Here is a 17,097-nt window from a genome sequence, read left to right as displayed (position 1 = left end):
TTAGGATTCAATCAAGGCCGATGTTTGCACCCAACAACTGCAAGGCGTCGGTGCAGATCAGGGAGAATGCACGGTGACAATCTATTTTGAGAAGACCTACCAACGTAGCTTTGGAACCTTTCCACTGAAGGGCCAAGAACTGCATGCTGCGGTTCAAGTGGCAGCGGAGGTTGGCTACCGGTCCTTTGACACGGCACAGATGTATGAAAACGAAGCCGATACCGGGGCAGCCATCAAGGCAACCGGATTGCCGCGTGACGAGCTTTGCATCACGACAAAGGTAGACATCGCCAACTTCAGCGAAGAAAGGTTTGTTCCTTCGGTCGAAGAAAGCTTGCGCAAGCTGCAAATCGACCAAGCAGACGTTCTTTTGCTGCACTGGCCGACACCTGGCGGCGACATCGAGTTGTCGCTGAACCTGCTGCAGAAGGCTCTTGATCAAGGGCTAACAAAGAACATTGGTGTATCCAACTACACCGCGCAAATGATGCGCGATGCCAAAACCATGGTGGACGCGCCGATCGTGACGAACCAGGTCGAATTCCATCCTTTACTCAATCAGGACGTACTGCTTGCGGCGGCAACAGAGACGGGTATCTCTTTGGCGTCCTACTGCTCTGTGGCTCGTGGAGAGGTGTTCAAACATGCGATCTTTGGCGAGATCGGCGTTGGATATGGAAAGAGCGCTGCACAAGTCGTGCTTCGTTGGATCCTTCAGAAAGGAGTCAGCATCAATACGATGTCCACCAACCCAGCGAATATCAAAGCAAATTTCGAGGTGATGGATTTCACTTTGTCATCGATCGATATGGACCGCATCGAAGAGATGACTGCGACAGGATATCGTATCGTTGGGAAAGACCTGGTACCCTACGCCCCAGACTTCGACTGATAAAAAAATGGGCGGCGCAAGCGCCGCCCAAGTGCTGACAGGGAGGAAGAGGACGTCAGCGATTTCCCCGGATCATGTCGGCCGCTTTTTCGCCGATCATAATCGTTGGGGCATTTGTGTTGGAGCCAACAAGGCTTGGCATGGTGCTACTGTCGCAAATTCGAAGCCCGTCAACGCCACGTACGCGCAGTTGCGGATCAACGACTGCCATAGAGTCTGTGTCTGCGCCCATCTTACATGTGCAGGTTGGGTGGTATGACGTGCGCCCGTATTGCCGGGTGTAGGCTTCGTAATCGGACTGTGTCCGGACACTTTCATCCGGAAAGCGGATCTTGCGAATGTGCTTTTGGAGTGCTGCCTGCTCGAAGATCTCGCGACTGATCTTGACCCCTTCCACAGATGTCTTGAGATCATCAGGGTGTCCTAGGAAGTTTGGATCGACAATCGGCAGCGCCGCAGGATCTGCCGAGCTCAACTTGACCGTACCGCGCGCCTTGGGACGCAAAGTATAGCTGTTCAGTGTGATCCCCGAGGACCCTCTTGGCACGCTAGGGACACCGGCCTCGGCCCCGGCTCCGGCCAGGAAGTGAAATTGCAGATCGGGCACAGGGTGGGACTGATCCGCGTACCAGAACGCACCACCTTCAACGACGTTGGACGTCACCGGCCCAGTTCCGAACAAATAGTATTGAGCCCCTGCCCAAACCATCCAGTGGGGTTTTCCATATTTGTCGAGGCTTTGGTGTCCGGTTAGTTCTGCAACGATGTCCACACCAAAGTGATCGTTCAGATTTTCACCGACACCTGGTAGGTCTTGTACGACATCAATTCCGTGCTCCCGTAAATGTGCAGCAGGTCCGAGCCCGGAGAGCATCATGGCTTTCGGACTACCGATAGCACCCGAAGTCAGGAGCACCTCGGTGGTGGCCTGAACCCTGTGCCGGCCGGACTTGTCTTCATAGTCCACGCCGGTGGCGCGTCCCTTTTCAATGACAATGCGGTTGACCTGGCACCCTGTCTTGACGGTTAGGTTGGATCGCTTCATTGCAGGACGTAGATATCCGACTGCTGCCGAACAGCGTTTGCCGTTCTTTGTGTTGGTTTGGTAAACGCCTGACCCTTCCTGCAGCGCACCATTGAAATCAGGATTGTAGGGTATGCCTCGCTGTTGACATGCCTGAACGAAGGCTCGTGTCATCTGCTGTGGTTGGGGCACATTCGAGACGCCCAGTTCACCGTCAGTGCCGTGCCAGTCTCCTGCGAGAAAAGTGTTCCCTTCCGACTTTAGAAAGTACTTCTTAATCTCCTCGAATGACCATCCGTCGCAGCCCTCATCTTGCGCCCAACGATCATAGTCAGCTGGGTTGCCTCGCGTGAAGACCTCAGCATTGATGGATGACCCGCCGCCAATGACGCGCGCTTGTGCATAAGGAATTTCCCTATCATTGGCATGCTTTTGTGGCGCAGTGACCAGCCCCCAAGTGTGTGGCCCGGTTGTCATTTTGGCGAAACCAACCGGCATGTGTATCAAAGGATGGCTGTCTTTGCCGCCCGCTTCGAGCAATAGCACCCGGCAAGACGCATCCTCTGTCAGGCGGTTCGCCAAGACACAACCTGATGAGCCTCCTCCAACGATAATGTAGTCGTATCCTTCGGCCATGATGCCCTCTCATTCAATCCAAGGCGTGCGTTTGCCGATTTCGATGTGAACCGATTTGACCTGCGTGTATTCTTCAACGCCATACATGCCAGCTTCGCGTCCCCACCCCGACTGTTTGAAGCCACCCAGTGGCAGCTCGGGCCCACCGGCAAGTGTCGTGTTGACCCAGAAACGACCGGCCTGGACCTGACGCATGACCGTCAGAGCTTTATCGATGTTCTTGCTCCATACGGATGCTGCCAGGCCGTACTCCGTGTCATTTGCGATCTCAATCGCTTCCTCAATTGTGTCAAAAGGCATAATCGTGAGGACCGGGCCAAAGATTTCCTCGCGCGCAATCGCCATGTCCCCCGTGACGTTTCCAAACAGGGTTGGCGCAATGTACTGACCGCGCCCGAAATCCAACTGCTCACCACCGCAAATCAGTTCGGCACCCTCTGCGCTACCTTTTTCAATGTAGGACATGATGGTCGTGTTTTGCGCGTCCGTGGTGATCGCTCCGATCTGGGTTTTTTCGTCCAGAGGATCGCCGACGACAACCTTAGAGAACTTTTCCCGAAGCATCTGCGCAAACTCATCGGCTACGGATCGTTCAACGATCAGCCGTGATCCGGACACACAACACTGGCCGGTGTTGAACCCGATGCCAAACGCAACGCCATCAGCGGCGTCTTCCAAGTCCGCATCAGCAAAAACAATCTGTGGGTTCTTGCCGCCAAGTTCCAAGCCCAGTTTCTTGAAGTTGGTCCGCCCCGCGGCCTCGACCACTCTACGACCAACGGCTGTTGAACCGGTAAACGATAGCATATCAACGCGCGGATGTTCGATTAGTGCTTGCCCGATAGACGAACCGGACCCGGTCACAACATTCATGCAACCATCTGGCAATCCGGCGTCGGTCAGGATTTCCGCCAATATCAAAGTGGTGGCGCTGGTAACTTCAGATGGCTTTGCCACAATGGTGCAGCCAGAGGCCAGAATGTAAGGCACTCTTTCGCAAAGGATCAAGAATGGGAAATTCCACGGTGTGATGAGCCCTACAACGCCAACCGGTTCGCGCGTGACGATGCCAAACATCCCATCGCCAAGGTTGTTAAAACTATCGCCATGCAGCGAGCGTGCCAGGCCAGACGCATACTCAAACATATCTGCGCAGCCGCCAACCTCTGCGCGTGCCTGAGATATCGGCTTACCGTTCTCAAGCGTTTCGAAAAATGCGATTTCTTCGGAGCGTTCGCGAATGAGGGCAGCTGCCTTCAGCAAGACTGCCGCCCGCGCCTGGCCATTCAGACCGGACCAGCGTCGGTCATCAAACGCTGTTCGTGCTGAATCAACAGCCAAATCCAAATCCTCAACGGTGCACTTCGGGATGCGGGTTACGGGGACACCGTGGCCTGGCGAGCTCCGGGTGAAAATCTCTCGCGTACCTGCGGCGACATAGCTTCCGTTATTGTAGAACCCAAAATCACGTGGTGCTGAGGGTATCGAAAGCTCCGAGCTGCATTTGTCCATGGTTTTCTCTCCTTTGGTCACACCCGGTTGAATTCGAGTGTCTGACGCTGATGTTGTTTCGCTCCACGAAGCCTTTTGCGGCGGACCTCTCCGCCTTCCTAGCCTGCCAGTACGATTTGTGTTTTGATGTCCGCTGGCCGATCAGGATATGTGTCGAAGGCAAGCTGGATATCATCCAAGATGTAGTTTGCGCTGGTAAACGGCTCGGTTTGAATGCGGCCGTGGACCAACATCGTGAGTGCATCATGCATGTCTTGGCCCATACCTGCGACGGACCCTTTCAAGGAGTTTTCCTGAAGGATTGTGTTCAGGATCGGCAGATCTAACACTTCTTCCGGCCCTGTCAGCCCGAAAGCCGCCAGGTGACCACCTTTACGGATCAACGATAGCGCCGTGCGATAAAGCCCGGGATGCCCGACGCTTTCGATCACCACGTCAACGCCTCGGCCATCAGTTGCGTCCAAAACAGCTTGTTTGAGCTGAGCTGGGTCACTTACGCCGATGTCAGCGCCGCATTCGACGGCCATATCGACACGATCAGACGAAATGTCTGCTACGATAATAGGCGCGGCACCAATGGTGCGTAACAACTGAACATGAAGGTTGCCGATCGGGCCGGCTCCAATGACCAGGACGGATTGTCCGAAAGTGATCTGCGCCTTGCGGGCGGCGCGTACGACGCAGGCCAGCGGCTCTGTTAGAGCCAGAACATCAAACGGGACATCGTCAGGTGCAGGGATCACCAGGCGCGCGGGTACAACCATGTATTCTGCAAAAGCACCATCCATAGTGATGCCCATCTGCTGCATGTCGGGGCAATTCAGAATTTCATTGCGCCGACACCAGTAGCAGTGGCCGCAACCGATATTCATATCGACCACTGCGTTGCTGCCAACATTCAGTCCGACAACATCGGAACCGACAGCAGCAATAGTACCGGTGAATTCATGTCCTGGAATCAGGGGCAATTTGTCTGATGCGTAGTGTCCATTGAAGATATGCAGATCGGTACCGCAAATCCCTACACGTGCGATCTTGATCAGAGCCTCGCCCCGGCCAGGCTTTGGGATTGGACGGTCTTCGATTTCGAAGCGACCGGGTTCGACGAGAACGGCAGCGCGCATCATTTCACGATCCGCATTTTGGAGCGGTCGATTGTCATGGCGATTGCGATGATCAGAATAATGCCGAAGATCATCTGCTGCATTGTCGCATCGACTTCGAGATATACCATCGCTGAACGGATCACGACGACGATCAAAGTGCCAACAAGGGTGTTGATCACACCGCCAACACCACCTGTGAGGGGTGTCCCGCCAACGAGCACTGCGACGATTGCCAGAATCAGGAAACCGTTTGCTAGATTGGCGTCTCCACCAGACAATTTGACAGAGAACATGAGGCCTGCAATCGCAGCAAACGTTCCGGACAAGGCGAAAGCCATGATCTTGATACGATCAACATTCAAACCTGAAGCAACCGCTGCCAGCTCACCGGCACCGACGGCCTTCAGTGCACGGCCAAAAGTTGTCCGGCTTTGCAGAAACCAGGCAATGGCCAGAAGAACACCAGCGATGACAAGTTCATGTGGAACGCCAGCAGTATTGCCGAACATCCAGCCAAAACTTGCATCCCGCGCCTCCGCATTCATGGAAAGCGCACGTTCCCCCGAAAGGAAGCGCGCTCCTGATAGTGCGATGAAGCCCATCGCCAGCGTCGCGACAAAGGAGGGCACAAATTGCCGGGTTGTGATCCAGCCTGAAACAGCGCCAATGACGAAGCCCGCTCCAATGCAGATCAGGGCAACGAAGACACCAAATTGTGCCAGATAGACAGTGGCAACAACTGTGACGAGGTTAGCGACTTGCTGCATCGATAGATCGATTCCGCCGATGTAGATGGCAAACGTCATTCCGAGCGCCATGATGAACAGCGGCACGATATCGGCGACGAGCTGCAAAAGCGCTGTCGGATTAAAAAACGATGGGTTGATTGCACCCACAAGGAGCACAAGAACGACCAATGTGATCCATGGAAGATACGGTTTCAGTTTCTCGATTGTCATATCCGCAGCCCTCAGATCATATGGTGGACAAGATCGTAGAGCGACGGCTTATCGCCCGGTGACCCGTCAAATCTTTTTTGGAATTCCCCGTCTTTAAGAACAAGGATCGTGTGGCTGAGGCCGATTGCCTCTTCCAATGTATCGGCGACCAAAACAATACCTGCTCCGTCGTCGCACATCTCGCGGATCATGTCGTAGACATCTTCCTTGGCGCCGATATCGAGGCCCCGGGTTGGGTGATCGAGCAGGATGATGTCAGAGCCACCAGAGCGCCACTTGGCCAAGACCACCTTCTGCTGGTTGCCCCCTGACAATCCTCCGCAATCTTTGTAGACGTCTGGCGTCTTGATGGCGAGGCGTTCGATCCACTTCTTGGCCAGGGCTTTTTCCTCGCCAATGCGCAAAATGCCCTTCGATGCATAATTGCCCATTTGGCTAAGTGTCATGTTTTCGTAGACATTCATGCCATTAACGATGCCTTCAACCTTACGTTCCCTCGGCACATACCCAACGCCCCGAGCGACACCCTCTTGGGCGTTTGCTCGACTGAAAGAACTGCCTTTGACTTCAACCGTTCCTGATGTCGGCTTTTCCAATCCAAAGACCGTCCGTAGGATTGCTTCGCGTCCGGACCCCTCAGTGCCAACAAGGCACAGGACTTCGCCTGGATGCAGATCAAATGAGATGTCTTTGTACTTGCCAGCGACACTGACGCTGTCGAACCGCACAAGCGTTTTGTCGCTGTCGTAGGGCTGTTGTTTCTGCTCGCGGTAGTATTCCTTGTCGACGTCCCGCCCCACCATCTTGTGTTGGATCGCGTCAACCTTGGCGTCATCATGTGCCACAACGTCGACGACAGCGCCGTCTTTCATCACGTAAATCCGGTCTGAAAGCTCCAGCACTTCATCCATACGGTGTGAGACGAAAATGAATGACGCCCGGCTGGTCAACTCTCGGACAAGTGAGAACAACAGTTCCACTTCCTCTTTCGCCAAAACGGAAGTTGGCTCGTCCAGCAGGATCACCAAGTCACCATCGATACGTTCTTCTAACGTCAGTACCTTGGCCAGTTCGACGAGCTGGCGTTGAGCAAACGAGAGCTTTGACGTGATAGTTGCGGGGTCAATATCCAGTTTGACTTTGCGCAGCTGGTGTCGGGCCGCCTCGGCCATGGCTTTCCAGTCAATCACACCCCAGCGAACAAACTGCTGCTCGAACCCCAGAAAGATGTTCTCCATGACGGTAAGGTTGGTGATCAGGGATTGTTCCTGGAACACCATTCCGATTCCGTGATCCATTGCCTGACGCGGGTTTTGAAACCGAACAGTCTTGCCATCGATCGTGATAGAGCCGCCGTCCGCCTGATAGGCACCGTAAATCACTTTCATCAGAGTGGATTTGCCCGCGCCATTTTCTCCCACGAGGCCGACGATTTCGCCACGACCGATCTCGAAGTCGACGGCTTTGAGAGCGTGGACCCCGGGAAATTTTTTGTCGACTTGGTTCAGCTGGTACATTGATCCACCCCTATTTCACGAAACTGATGGATTTGCGGTCTGTCGACAGGATCACCGCCAAGATGACAAGGATGCCCAGCACACCGTCCTGCACGTATCCAGGTAGTCCGATGACGACCATCCCATTGCCGATGACAAAGACGATCAGCACACCGACAAGTGTATTCCAGACGCCTCCGATTCCGCCCCACAGAGCCGTACCGCCGACGACAACTGCCGTGATCGACAAGAACATGAAGTTGTTACCGGTTGCGGTTTCTGCAATGCCCAGTCGACCTACCGCAAGGAGTGCCCCGACAGAGAAGAAGACACCGGCAAGCGTGAAGCCCATGATCCGGACGCGGTTTACATTCAACCCCGACGCCACAGCCAGGTCTTCGCCCCCTCCGACCGCATAGAAGTTCCTTCCCAAGGTGGTTCGGGTTTGGATGAACCACGCAATCAACAGGAAAATCCCGGCCACATAGACCATCAGGGGGAAGTTCAGAATGCGCTCGGTCAGAAGCGAACGGAATAGTTCATCCTCGATTCTGATGCGGTCTCCACCTGTCATCATCAAGGCCAACCCTGTGCCGACGAAGCCCATTGCGAGTGATGCCATGAATGAGGGGATCTTCAGCTTTACGTGAATCAGTCCGTTCACAAAACCGACCGCGGCACCGACGAGCATTGCGATGGGCAAAGCCAACCATGCCCAACTTGCCAGCGTTCCGCCGAGCCAGAGAAAGCAAAATGCAAAAGCTACAGCACAGACCGAAACTGCCCCTTCCATAGAGAGGTCGATAGACCCCATTATGATGACAAATGTCACACCAATCGCGACCATTAGAGTTGGCGAGGCGGCGATAAGAATGCGTGCAAAATTGCGCGTTGAAAGGAACCTCGGCTCCATCAGGGCAAAGAATGCGCAAAGGACGATGAGCACTAGCAAGGGCGCCCATTTGACCAGCGTTTCGCGCCCAATGGGAAACCCCGAGCCTATCGTTTTGGTGGTTTCAGTGGTGGCCAACGTGCTTCCTCCCAAAAGCGCTCAACCGGCACCCAGATGGTGACGACTTGGTTGGTTTGCCGGCCGAGCGAGTAGCCCGGCCGACATCTGTTTGCTTACTTGTAGATGATCGGACCGTTTGACGGTCCCCAGAAATCAGTCCAGTCGTAGGTCGGGACGCTGTCAAGGTAGTTCGCTTTGAACTCCAGAGCGTCTTCAGGCTGAACCATGATCGTTGGGCCATAGAACTCGCGGTGTTCATTTGGCTCTTCAGAGGGTTTGAAGGTGCCAATCGCGGCGTGATAGGCGAGCGCGGCCGTGATGCCGCCGCCCCAATGCGGGTTGGTAAAGACCGTCGCAAGGATCTTGCGCTCAGCGACCAACTGCACGGCTTGTGGGTTACCATCGTAGGACACGATTGGCATGTCTTCGATGCCTTCGGCGCGCAGTGCCTCAAGAACACCATAGGCAATGGTGTCGTTGGCGCAATGCACGCCAGTGATCTCATCGCCGTAGCGGGTTAGGAAGGCCGACATAACCTGATTGGCCTTCTGCGTGTCCCAATCGGCGGGCTCTGCTGCCAGCAGTTCGACATCCGGGTAATCTTTCAGTGCGTTTTTCAGGCCGTTCAAGCGCTCGATCGCGGGGTTGTTGGAGGCGATGCCGCCGAGGTGAACAACGCCGCCTTTGCCCCCCATCGCTTCCAAGAGGATGCGAGCGGTCTGTTCTGCAGGACCTTCATCGGACCAACTCATGTGGCTGACATAGTTATCGCCAAAGTCCCAAGGGTGCAGGTCGTCTGTCTTGTTCCACAGAGTAGAAACATAGCCGCCGGCTTCGGCAACGGACTCGACTACCGGGCGCGCGTTCGGTGCATCGTTGGTGTCGATGGCCAGCGCAACATTTCCGTCAGTCTTCGCAAGAATTGCCTTTACATCAGCAAGCGATTTTTCGGACGAGCCTTCATTGATGAGGTGGGTCAGAGCGTCCTTGGACATGCCTAAGCTTTCGACGAAAGCTTCTCCCCCGGAAACGATTTCGTTCCAGTAAGGGTTCGTCCGGTTGCGATACGACCATGCAATCGTTGGGTCAGTTAGCGCTGCACGCGCCATGCTTGGGCCAAGTGCGCCCAAGGCGGCGGCGCCACCCAAACCGTAAGCCGACGCGAACAGAAAGTTCCGCCGGTTCATTTTCTCTTTTTCGATGAAGTCCTTGATGAACGTTGACATTCATTTCCTCCCTTTCCGGCGTGGCGCCGGAACTGTGACGATCAAGCTGCGTCGCTTTTGCGTCTTCAACTTCACGACATACTTTACGCTGGCTGAAGGCAATAACGCACTAACTAGTTACTTCTTTACCAGTGTCTGCGTCAAGCCCTATGATGAAACGATGTCTTCGCATAAAATGCCGCGTATCAAAGGTTTTGACGACGTGACGTGGAGCAGTCGGCAGATACGAGACAAAACGATGGGGTTGGAAAGATCGATGGCAACAAAGACGACCAAGAAGATTCGGGACGCGGACGCAACCCAGGCGAGGATTCTGGCTGCGGCAAAGAAGGAGTTCGCAAAGAATGGGCTGGGCGGTGCTAGAGTTGATGAAATCGCTGATCGGGCAAAAGCCAACAAGCGAATGATCTATCACTATTTTGGCAACAAGGAGGACTTGTTCCGTACCGTCCTCGAAGAGGCCTACGTCGATATTCGCATGGCAGAGCAGGAACTGGAACTCGAGCATCTGCCAGCTCGCGAAGCGCTCGAGAAGCTCATTTGTTTCACTTGGGATTACTATCTCAAGAATCCGGAATTCTTGACGCTTGTAAACAGCGAGAACCTACACAAAGCCCGGCATCTGAAAGAGTCGGGCAAGATCGAAATTCTGTTTAGGCGCTTTGTTGATATGGTCGACGGTCTGCTGAAGCGTGGTGTTGAAGAGGGTGTTTTTCGTTCTGGGATCGACCCGGTACAACTGAATATCACGATCGCTGCACTCGGCTACTATTATCTCACCAATAGATTCACGGGATCTATAATCTACGAACGAGACCTTATGGCGGAAGAAGCTTTGGAGGAAAGACTTGCCTTCAACGTCGAAACCATAATGCGATTGGTTTGCGTGGAACCCTGAGATTCAGCCTGGCTTCAGGCCTGCTGAAAGAACGGCCGCATTGGCACAATCAATATCCTCTTCCTCCTGAGCACCCGAGACCCCTAACCCACCAATACAGACGTCTTTTTCCAGAATGGCGACGCCGCCGCCCCAGGGAAGAAACCTGTCTCTTGTTGAGAGACCAAGCGACAGGCTAGGGCTGCTCGCCATACGGTCGCCAAAAGCTTTGGTTGATTTGCGAAGTGTCCCAGACGTATAGGCTTTGTCTTGCGCAAACTGTCCAATGGGAGGTGCGACCCCGTCAGTCCGGCCGAAAGAGACCAGAAGTCCATCGGGATCGACGACGGCGGCTGCAATCTGCCACCCATTCTTCTGGGCATAATCCAATGCGGAGGTCACTATCTCATTCGCCGTTTCGTAAGTGATTTGAAGCCTTGCAATGCTCTTGGTCATATTTTGTACCAATCATACGCAATGAAGGGTTCCGTGATTTTTCGGGCTGCGATGTCCGAATAGACAGTTGCTGGTTCTTCGGGCGAAACAGTCGTCATCAATTCCGATACGTTAAAGCGCTCTTCGGAGAGCCATCGCAACGCGCGTTCGAAGCCTCCAAAGATGCTGAACGGGGCATTGTTGTATCCTTCCAACAACTCCTCCCAGATGAAGTCCCGGGATTGAATGGGCACTTCCCACTCCCATCCGCCTCTCAACTGAACGAATCCAAAAAAGACGGCCTTCATGATCTCGTGGGCCGAATGATCTGTATATTTTCTCCAAGGAACACCGATAAGAACAACCTCGCCCATCGGACGAACAATTTGGCACCCATCAAGCACGGCGGCCTCATGACCGGAACAATCAACCACCAATGCGACTTTCTTATCATAGTCCGGATCTTCGAAAGGCATTGTTGGAAAGACTGAGGCGATACCACTTTTCTGGACCTGAGCACGCCGCATTTCGTCGGGCTCCACTACGCTGACCTCGTAGCCGCCAATAGCGAAGTTGTGCGCCGCGAGTATACCCACCGGGCCGGCACCACAGATGACTACCTTGTCCCCGGGACGTGCCTTGGTTGTCATGAGTGTTGTCATAGAGACGCCCATGAGGCGGGCCAACAAAGCCACGTCAGGTGCCACGCCATCCGGCACTTTCAGCGTGTAGCGCGCAGGATGCTGTTGGGTCTGACGGTGATACCCCATGCAAAACCGCAGCTCACCGATTTCGATATCCTCAACAGCGTCGCCAACTTCTTCTACCCTAAACACGGCAGCATAACCTGGGCGGATCGGGAACTCTTCGCCTTCGGCCCACCCCATCTCCGTTCCCTGACTAATGAGGGTTGAGATGGTTTTGCCGCGAATTTCGTCCCTCCCCAAGGGCTGATCTTGGTAGTCCGTGAGGACAAATGTGGACTTGGCAGAAATGACAACTTCTTTCGCCATGATGGATCTCCTCTATTCCGACAACGTTCGCCCGGACACAGTGTCAAATAAGTGGATCGCACCTTCGTTCAGTGCGATGTGGATTACCTTGCCAGGTTCAACGCGCTGGTCGGCCGGAACTTCTGCAACGAGCTCATGAGGTCCAACGCGCAAATCCAGTAGAGCTTCATTGCCCAAGTATTCTGTCACTTCGACATTTGCCTGCATGGCTCCGGTTGAACTTGCCGCAACACGTTTGATTTCTATTGGGCGCACGCCAATCGTAACGGCTTGCCCTTCGGTCACCTTCCCTTGGAAACGGTCGGGAAGCGGCATTGAAAAGCCATTTGCTTCGAGCCGCTCAGCTACAACCTTTGCCTCGATCATGTTCATTGAGGGGCTGCCGATAAAGGTTGCGACAAAAGTGCTTTGAGGGGCTGTATAAACCTCCTCGGGCGTCCCTACTTGCTCGACATACCCGTCGCGCATGATCACAACCTTGTCGGCCAAGGTCATTGCCTCGACTTGGTCGTGGGTCACATAAAGAACCGTGGTGCCTAACCGTTGATGCAATTTGCCGATTTCCCAACGCACCTGTGTCCTCAGTTTAGCATCGAGATTGGAGAGGGGTTCGTCGAACAGAAAGACATCCGGCGTGCGCACCATCGCCCGACCCATTGCGACTCGCTGCCGCTGGCCGCCTGACAATTGTACTGGACGTCTTTCGAGCAATTCTCCGAGGCCCAGGATCGCGGCTGTGTCGTTGATCCGCTTGTCGACCTCAGCCTTATCTAACTTCAAGGGTCGCAGGGCGAATTCCATGTTCTTCTTTACCGTCATATGCGGATAGAGCGCATAGTTCTGAAACACCATGGCGACGCCTCGATCCTTTGGAGCAACATTGTTTACGACCTGACCACCGATGGAGAGTTCTCCGCCCGAGACATCCTCTAGCCCTGCAACCATGCGCAGTGTTGTCGTTTTCCCACAGCCTGACGGACCTAACAGAACGACGAACTCTCCTTCGTCGATATCCAAATCGACCCCATGAACGACCTGAACAGCACCGTATTTCTTGATGACATTTTTGAGTGTAATTGCAGACATCTGACCGCCCCTATTTGACAGAACCCATGGTCAGCCCGCGCACCAGCCAGCGTTGGCAGGTGAGTACGAAGATGACACCGGGAATGAGAATGATAAATGAGCCGGCCATGATCCGGCCCCACTGGACTGCGTCGGATGACCAGAAAGACATGACCGCAACCGTTGCTGTCTGCGCTTCCGAACCCGTGAGCATCAGAGCAAAAAGAAACTCGTTCCACGAGAAAATGAAGCAAAAGACCGCAGAGACCGCCAGCCCAGGAGCCGCGAGCGGCAGTGTGACATACCAGAACGTCGCTAGCAGTCCGTAGCCATCCACGGCTGCCGCCTCTTCCAGTGCCAGCGGAACCTCGTCAAAAAAGCCTTTCATCAGCCAGACGGTGAGCGGGATGTTCGCGGTCGAATAGACGATGATCAGAGCCAGCGGCGTATCCAGCAAGCCAGCTGATTTGAAGATGATGTAATAGGGAACGACAACCGCGATCGGCGGAAACATCCGCATCGAGAGAATCCAAAACGCCACATCGTTCATACGCTTGTGACGAATACGACTGATCGCATAGGCTGCAAGCGATCCGATGGTCAGCGAAAACGCCGTTGATCCGAGCGCCACGATCAGCGAGTTCCAGATGAACTTCGTGAAAGGCCGCATCGCGAAAAGGTCGTGGTAATGCTCAAAGGTTGGCGTGAAGAGGAAGGCGGGTGGCTTCTGGAACATGATTGGTGATGGTTTCACCGAGGAAGACACGATCAGGTAGATCGGTGTCATGAAGACAATCAGGACAACGGCAAGCAGCGCATAGACCAAGATGTTCTGGCGAAGGTTTCTCGTCATGGCGGCCTCCTAGCTGACCTGATCGCGGTTAAGCGATTTAAAGAAGAGGGTGATCAGTACGACAATGATCACCAGCGACACGAAGCTTGCCGCGGCACCAACGCCCATGCGCCAAAATGTAAAGGACTGACGATAGATGAACATCGACAGTACCTCGGTGCTGTCGCCGGGTCCGCCCTTGGTCAGAACAAAGATGATGTCATAAATCTTGAAAGCGTCGATTGCGCGCAGGAACATCAAGCTGACCAGCACCGGTTTAAGCTGTGGCAAAGTCACCCGCGTGAAGACGTCCCAACGGGAGTTCCCGTCTATCATGGCAGCCTCATAGGGTTCTGGCGACAGGCTTTGAAGCGCGGCTGCGGTCCCCATCATTACGAAAGGTGTCCACTGCCAGATATCTGCAATCGCGATCGCCCAAAGGGCCCAGTCGGTCGACGTAATCCACGGTATTGAATCAAACCCGAGGAAGCTAAGAAAATAGTTCAGATAGCCCAGTTCTGGAAAATAGAGGAACAACCAAACCAGTCCGACGATCACGGGCGAGATCATCATCGGGATCATCAACAGCGTCCGTGCCAGCGGCATGCCAGGTAATTTTTGGGTGACGATCAACGCGATACCGACACCTAAGACAAGCTGCACCGATAAGGTCATTGCCATCAGTTTGAATGTGGTGACCAAGGCATGCAGGAACTCGCTCGATCCCAGGATTTCTCCGTAGTTCGACCATCCTACGAACACCCGTGGAACAAAGAGTTTCGCGAGATCGTAAGACCGGAAACTGAGATACCCAGCATAGAGCATCGGGTAGATCGTCGTCAGAAACAACACCAGCATGGCGGGCAAGAGAAAGATCAAGAAGATCCGCTTGTTGCGCTTGCGAATGTAAGCCATGTGTGGCTCCAATTATCAGAGATTTAGATAGCCCGCCCCGCACCGGGAGACGTGGGGGCAGGCATTAGTCTGCCGGTGTCTATTGGAAGATCGCGGCAGGCTCGTCGTTGATCCAACGAAGACGCAGTTCTTCTGGGAAGACCCTGAGTCGGGTGTCGATCTTCGTGCAGGCATTGGTCAGCGCGTCTTGGGCACTGTCGGTTTCGCCCGCCATGTACTTGTTCAGTTCGACACCAAATACTTCTTCCACGTCAGCATAGAATGGGTGGAAGATACGCCGTTGAGCGTTCTCCTGTGCATCGAGGAGAACCTGATAATACGGATAGCGAGCCTGAAGCTCAGGATCCGACAGGATCGACATGTGGAACTGGCTGACGCCGGAACCTTCCTCGGCAAAGCGGCGCATCATGTCGCGGCTGGTGCCCCATTTGATGAACTCCCAGGCTGCCTGCTGCTCGACGTCGCTGGCTTTGGAGTTAATCGCAAAGCTGAGAGCACCGGTCATTGTAGGCTGTGGATTGCCGTCACCAGTTGGGCTTTGCGCATAGCCTGCCTCGCCAATAGTTGGCAAAACGGCTTCTTCGGGATTGGTAAGGCGCACGGTGCGAACAGACCAATAAGAAGATTGTGCCGTTTCGCCGCGTTCCATGTAGCCCGTGCGGATGTCCCACATCAGCCCGAGGTAATCTGGCGGGTTGGATGGAATGAGCGCCTTCATAACCTCGGCAGCGGCAACGGCTTCGGGTCCGTCCATCGCGCAAAGGCCAGTCTCAGCGTCCCAGTATTGACCGCCATAGCTGCGCATGATCGGGAAGAAGTCATGCGTGATGGCCCCGGCAACCCGACTGTAAGCCTGGGCATTGCCGTAGAAGTCTTGTTCGAGCACTTCGCCTGCGAGGGTTTCGCCGGCGGAGCGGGTGAAGAACTGTGCGATGTCGATGTATTGATCCCAGGTCTGGGCCGGTGCAAGTGGATATCCATATTCTGCTTCAAAAGCCGCGGATTCTTCTGCGTTCTCGTAGAGATCCTTGCGGTAGTTCTGGTGCCAGATCATGCCTGATGCCGGAAACGCCAAGAGACGACCTTGCCAAGTGTTTTCTTGCAGTTGGATCGGCACAATGTCGTCGAGATGAATTTCCTCAGCATCGCGCTGAACAAGTTCCGTCAAGTCCAGCAGCGCTCCACTTTCGCCCAAAACGCCGACCCATGGACTGTCGACCCACATGAGCTGATAGCTTGGTGAGTCCGAACTTGCTTCGATCACGATCTTGTCGATCAGCCCGGGATAAGGAAACATGTCGATTTGAACGCTCGCACCGGTCAGTTCCTCGAACTCACTCACAATTGGGGCAAGCCGGGTGACGGATGTATCACCAATGGCAAGCATTTTGAGCTCGACGCCCTCGAAGTGTCCTTCCGCAGACGCAGTCCCGGCCAATCCGAGCAGAACGGCGCCGCAAAGGGCCGTTGTCCTTAGGTGTTTCATAGTATCCTCCTCTGTTATTCATTCGCCCTTCGCTGGGCGGTCCGTTTGGTCGCGGCGCCTGTCAGCGTCACGGCCGCTAGTTGGCGCAGTCACTCTCCTGAAGACGGCGTCCAAAGCTTAGGGCCGCCATCGGCTTCGTAGCCGAGCGGCCCTTTTTGACTGACGATTTCGAGGTATTGCCCCCAAGGTGCGCGCAGGTAGAGCCAGACAAGATTGTCCATTGGGCCCCCTTCAATCAACGTAGGGCCCTCCAGCAAATCCACACCAGCGCCACGCATCCGCTCGGCAACGGCATTGGCGTCGTCGACCTCGAAAGCGATATGCATCGCGCCAACTTCACCATTGTGTTTGAGTTTCTGGCCCGATCCGACACCACTGTATTCAAACAGCTCCAGAGAGCCCCCTCGCCCCACCTGGATGACCCGCTGGTCAGCTATCTTAATCCCGCTTGGAACACCCAGATGACGTGCCATGAATTCATCATCGACATCGACTGAACCGCATTCCATGACCGTCACAGTCCCAAAGACGTCGCGGAAAAAGTTGATGGCCTCTTCGATGTCGGGGACTGTGAAGCCTATGTGGTGAAGTCCAAGTACAGATTTCATCTT

Annotated in this window: 16 protein-coding genes; 2 read left to right on the top strand and 14 right to left on the bottom strand. The window is 54.5% G+C overall.

All coding sequences use genetic code 11. The features are described 5' to 3' along the window. The first annotated feature begins 73 nt into the window (after nt 1-73). Nucleotides 74-892 carry an aldo/keto reductase gene (locus tag E4662_RS21870; protein ID WP_136443765.1) on the top strand — a complete coding sequence of 273 codons (819 nt, stop codon included), beginning with the start codon at nt 74-76 and terminating at the stop codon, nt 890-892. A 55-nt stretch (nt 893-947) separates the two neighbouring features. Here E4662_RS21870 and E4662_RS21865 read toward each other — a convergent pair whose 3' ends face one another. The 7 genes from E4662_RS21865 to E4662_RS21835 all read right to left on the bottom strand — a co-directional run bounded on the left by E4662_RS21865 (nt 948) and on the right by E4662_RS21835 (nt 9,863). Next, nucleotides 948-2,552, bottom strand: a complete 1,605-nt coding sequence (locus E4662_RS21865) for a GMC family oxidoreductase (protein WP_136443764.1) — start codon at nt 2,550-2,552, stop codon at nt 948-950. Nucleotides 2,553-2,561: 9 nt separating this feature from the next. Then, complete coding sequence (locus E4662_RS21860) at nt 2,562-4,064, bottom strand: aldehyde dehydrogenase family protein (RefSeq protein ID WP_136443763.1); 1,503 nt, start codon at nt 4,062-4,064, stop codon at nt 2,562-2,564. Nucleotides 4,065-4,162: 98 nt separating this feature from the next. Beyond that, nucleotides 4,163-5,191, bottom strand: coding sequence for a zinc-dependent alcohol dehydrogenase (locus tag E4662_RS21855; protein ID WP_136443762.1), 1,029 nt, complete (start codon nt 5,189-5,191; stop codon nt 4,163-4,165). Further along, nucleotides 5,188-6,129 (bottom strand): ABC transporter permease, encoded by a 942-nt coding sequence (locus E4662_RS21850; protein ID WP_136443761.1) that lies wholly within the window; start codon nt 6,127-6,129, stop codon nt 5,188-5,190. Before E4662_RS21850 ends, E4662_RS21855 begins: the two co-directional genes overlap by 4 nt. Nucleotides 6,130-6,140: 11 nt before the next feature. Further along, on the bottom strand, nt 6,141-7,646 hold the full coding sequence (locus E4662_RS21845) for a sugar ABC transporter ATP-binding protein (RefSeq protein WP_136443760.1): 1,506 nt from the start codon (nt 7,644-7,646) through the stop codon (nt 6,141-6,143). A gap of 10 nt (nt 7,647-7,656) precedes the next feature. Next, nucleotides 7,657-8,655 (bottom strand): ABC transporter permease, encoded by a 999-nt coding sequence (locus tag E4662_RS21840; RefSeq protein WP_240705285.1) that lies wholly within the window; start codon nt 8,653-8,655, stop codon nt 7,657-7,659. Nucleotides 8,656-8,750: 95 nt separating this feature from the next. Continuing rightward, nucleotides 8,751-9,863, bottom strand: a complete 1,113-nt coding sequence (locus E4662_RS21835; protein ID WP_136443759.1) for a sugar ABC transporter substrate-binding protein — start codon at nt 9,861-9,863, stop codon at nt 8,751-8,753. Here E4662_RS21835 and E4662_RS21830 point away from each other — a divergent pair. Next, nucleotides 9,850-10,761 carry a TetR/AcrR family transcriptional regulator gene (locus E4662_RS21830; protein WP_240705284.1) on the top strand — a complete coding sequence of 304 codons (912 nt, stop codon included), beginning with the start codon at nt 9,850-9,852 and terminating at the stop codon, nt 10,759-10,761. The two genes, E4662_RS21835 and E4662_RS21830, sit on opposite strands and share 14 nt — an antisense overlap. Before the next feature lie 3 nt (nt 10,762-10,764). Here the strand turns inward: E4662_RS21830 and E4662_RS21825 are convergent, their stop codons facing one another. The 7 genes from E4662_RS21825 to E4662_RS21795 all read right to left on the bottom strand — a co-directional run bounded on the left by E4662_RS21825 (nt 10,765) and on the right by E4662_RS21795 (nt 17,094). Next, nucleotides 10,765-11,196, bottom strand: coding sequence for a GlcG/HbpS family heme-binding protein (locus E4662_RS21825; RefSeq protein ID WP_136443758.1), 432 nt, complete (start codon nt 11,194-11,196; stop codon nt 10,765-10,767). Next, nucleotides 11,193-12,188 (bottom strand): zinc-binding dehydrogenase, encoded by a 996-nt coding sequence (locus tag E4662_RS21820; protein ID WP_136443757.1) that lies wholly within the window; start codon nt 12,186-12,188, stop codon nt 11,193-11,195. The genes E4662_RS21825 and E4662_RS21820 overlap by 4 nt, the downstream gene beginning before the upstream one ends. Before the next feature lie 12 nt (nt 12,189-12,200). After that, the gene (locus E4662_RS21815) at nt 12,201-13,274 is read right to left on the bottom strand and encodes an ABC transporter ATP-binding protein (RefSeq protein WP_136443756.1); all 1,074 of its coding nucleotides are present in this window, start codon (nt 13,272-13,274) and stop codon (nt 12,201-12,203) included. 10 nt (nt 13,275-13,284) lie between these two features. Further along, nucleotides 13,285-14,106: a carbohydrate ABC transporter permease gene (locus tag E4662_RS21810; RefSeq protein WP_136443755.1), complete on the bottom strand. Its 822-nt coding sequence runs from the start codon at nt 14,104-14,106 to the stop codon at nt 13,285-13,287. A 9-nt stretch (nt 14,107-14,115) separates the two neighbouring features. Then, nucleotides 14,116-15,000, bottom strand: coding sequence for a carbohydrate ABC transporter permease (locus tag E4662_RS21805; RefSeq protein ID WP_136443754.1), 885 nt, complete (start codon nt 14,998-15,000; stop codon nt 14,116-14,118). 79 nt (nt 15,001-15,079) lie between these two features. After that, entirely contained in the window at nt 15,080-16,486 is a 1,407-nt protein-coding gene (locus E4662_RS21800) for an ABC transporter substrate-binding protein (RefSeq protein WP_136443753.1), read from the bottom strand. Nucleotides 16,487-16,575: 89 nt separating this feature from the next. Next, nucleotides 16,576-17,094, bottom strand: coding sequence for a VOC family protein (locus E4662_RS21795; protein ID WP_136443752.1), 519 nt, complete (start codon nt 17,092-17,094; stop codon nt 16,576-16,578). Between the last annotated feature and the right edge of the window lie 3 nt (nt 17,095-17,097).

Source organism: Pacificoceanicola onchidii (genome assembly GCF_004804335.1).
Classification (GTDB): Bacteria; Pseudomonadota; Alphaproteobacteria; order Rhodobacterales; family Rhodobacteraceae; genus Pacificoceanicola; species Pacificoceanicola onchidii.
Note: the sequence above shows the minus strand (reverse complement) of the source record. Positions and strands in the feature narration are given on the sequence as shown.

Excerpts from the sequence above, each read along its gene's own strand:
- E4662_RS21795 (WP_136443752.1), bottom strand. The coding sequence starts at position 17,094 with ATGAAATCTGTACTTGGACTTCACCACATAGGCTTCACAGTCCCCGAC.
- E4662_RS21855 (WP_136443762.1), bottom strand. The coding sequence starts at position 5,191 with ATGATGCGCGCTGCCGTTCTCGTCGAACCCGGTCGCTTCGAAATCGAA.
- E4662_RS21850 (WP_136443761.1), bottom strand. The coding sequence starts at position 6,129 with ATGACAATCGAGAAACTGAAACCGTATCTTCCATGGATCACATTGGTC.
- E4662_RS21830 (WP_240705284.1), top strand. The coding sequence starts at position 9,850 with ATGAACGTTGACATTCATTTCCTCCCTTTCCGGCGTGGCGCCGGAACT.
- E4662_RS21865 (WP_136443764.1), bottom strand. The coding sequence starts at position 2,552 with ATGGCCGAAGGATACGACTACATTATCGTTGGAGGAGGCTCATCAGGT.
- E4662_RS21810 (WP_136443755.1), bottom strand. The coding sequence starts at position 14,106 with ATGACGAGAAACCTTCGCCAGAACATCTTGGTCTATGCGCTGCTTGCC.
- E4662_RS21860 (WP_136443763.1), bottom strand. The coding sequence starts at position 4,064 with ATGGACAAATGCAGCTCGGAGCTTTCGATACCCTCAGCACCACGTGAT.
- E4662_RS21815 (WP_136443756.1), bottom strand. The coding sequence starts at position 13,274 with ATGTCTGCAATTACACTCAAAAATGTCATCAAGAAATACGGTGCTGTT.
- E4662_RS21845 (WP_136443760.1), bottom strand. The coding sequence starts at position 7,646 with ATGTACCAGCTGAACCAAGTCGACAAAAAATTTCCCGGGGTCCACGCT.
- E4662_RS21835 (WP_136443759.1), bottom strand. The coding sequence starts at position 9,863 with ATGTCAACGTTCATCAAGGACTTCATCGAAAAAGAGAAAATGAACCGG.
- E4662_RS21825 (WP_136443758.1), bottom strand. The coding sequence starts at position 11,196 with ATGACCAAGAGCATTGCAAGGCTTCAAATCACTTACGAAACGGCGAAT.
- E4662_RS21800 (WP_136443753.1), bottom strand. The coding sequence starts at position 16,486 with ATGAAACACCTAAGGACAACGGCCCTTTGCGGCGCCGTTCTGCTCGGA.
- E4662_RS21820 (WP_136443757.1), bottom strand. The coding sequence starts at position 12,188 with ATGGCGAAAGAAGTTGTCATTTCTGCCAAGTCCACATTTGTCCTCACG.
- E4662_RS21805 (WP_136443754.1), bottom strand. The coding sequence starts at position 15,000 with ATGGCTTACATTCGCAAGCGCAACAAGCGGATCTTCTTGATCTTTCTC.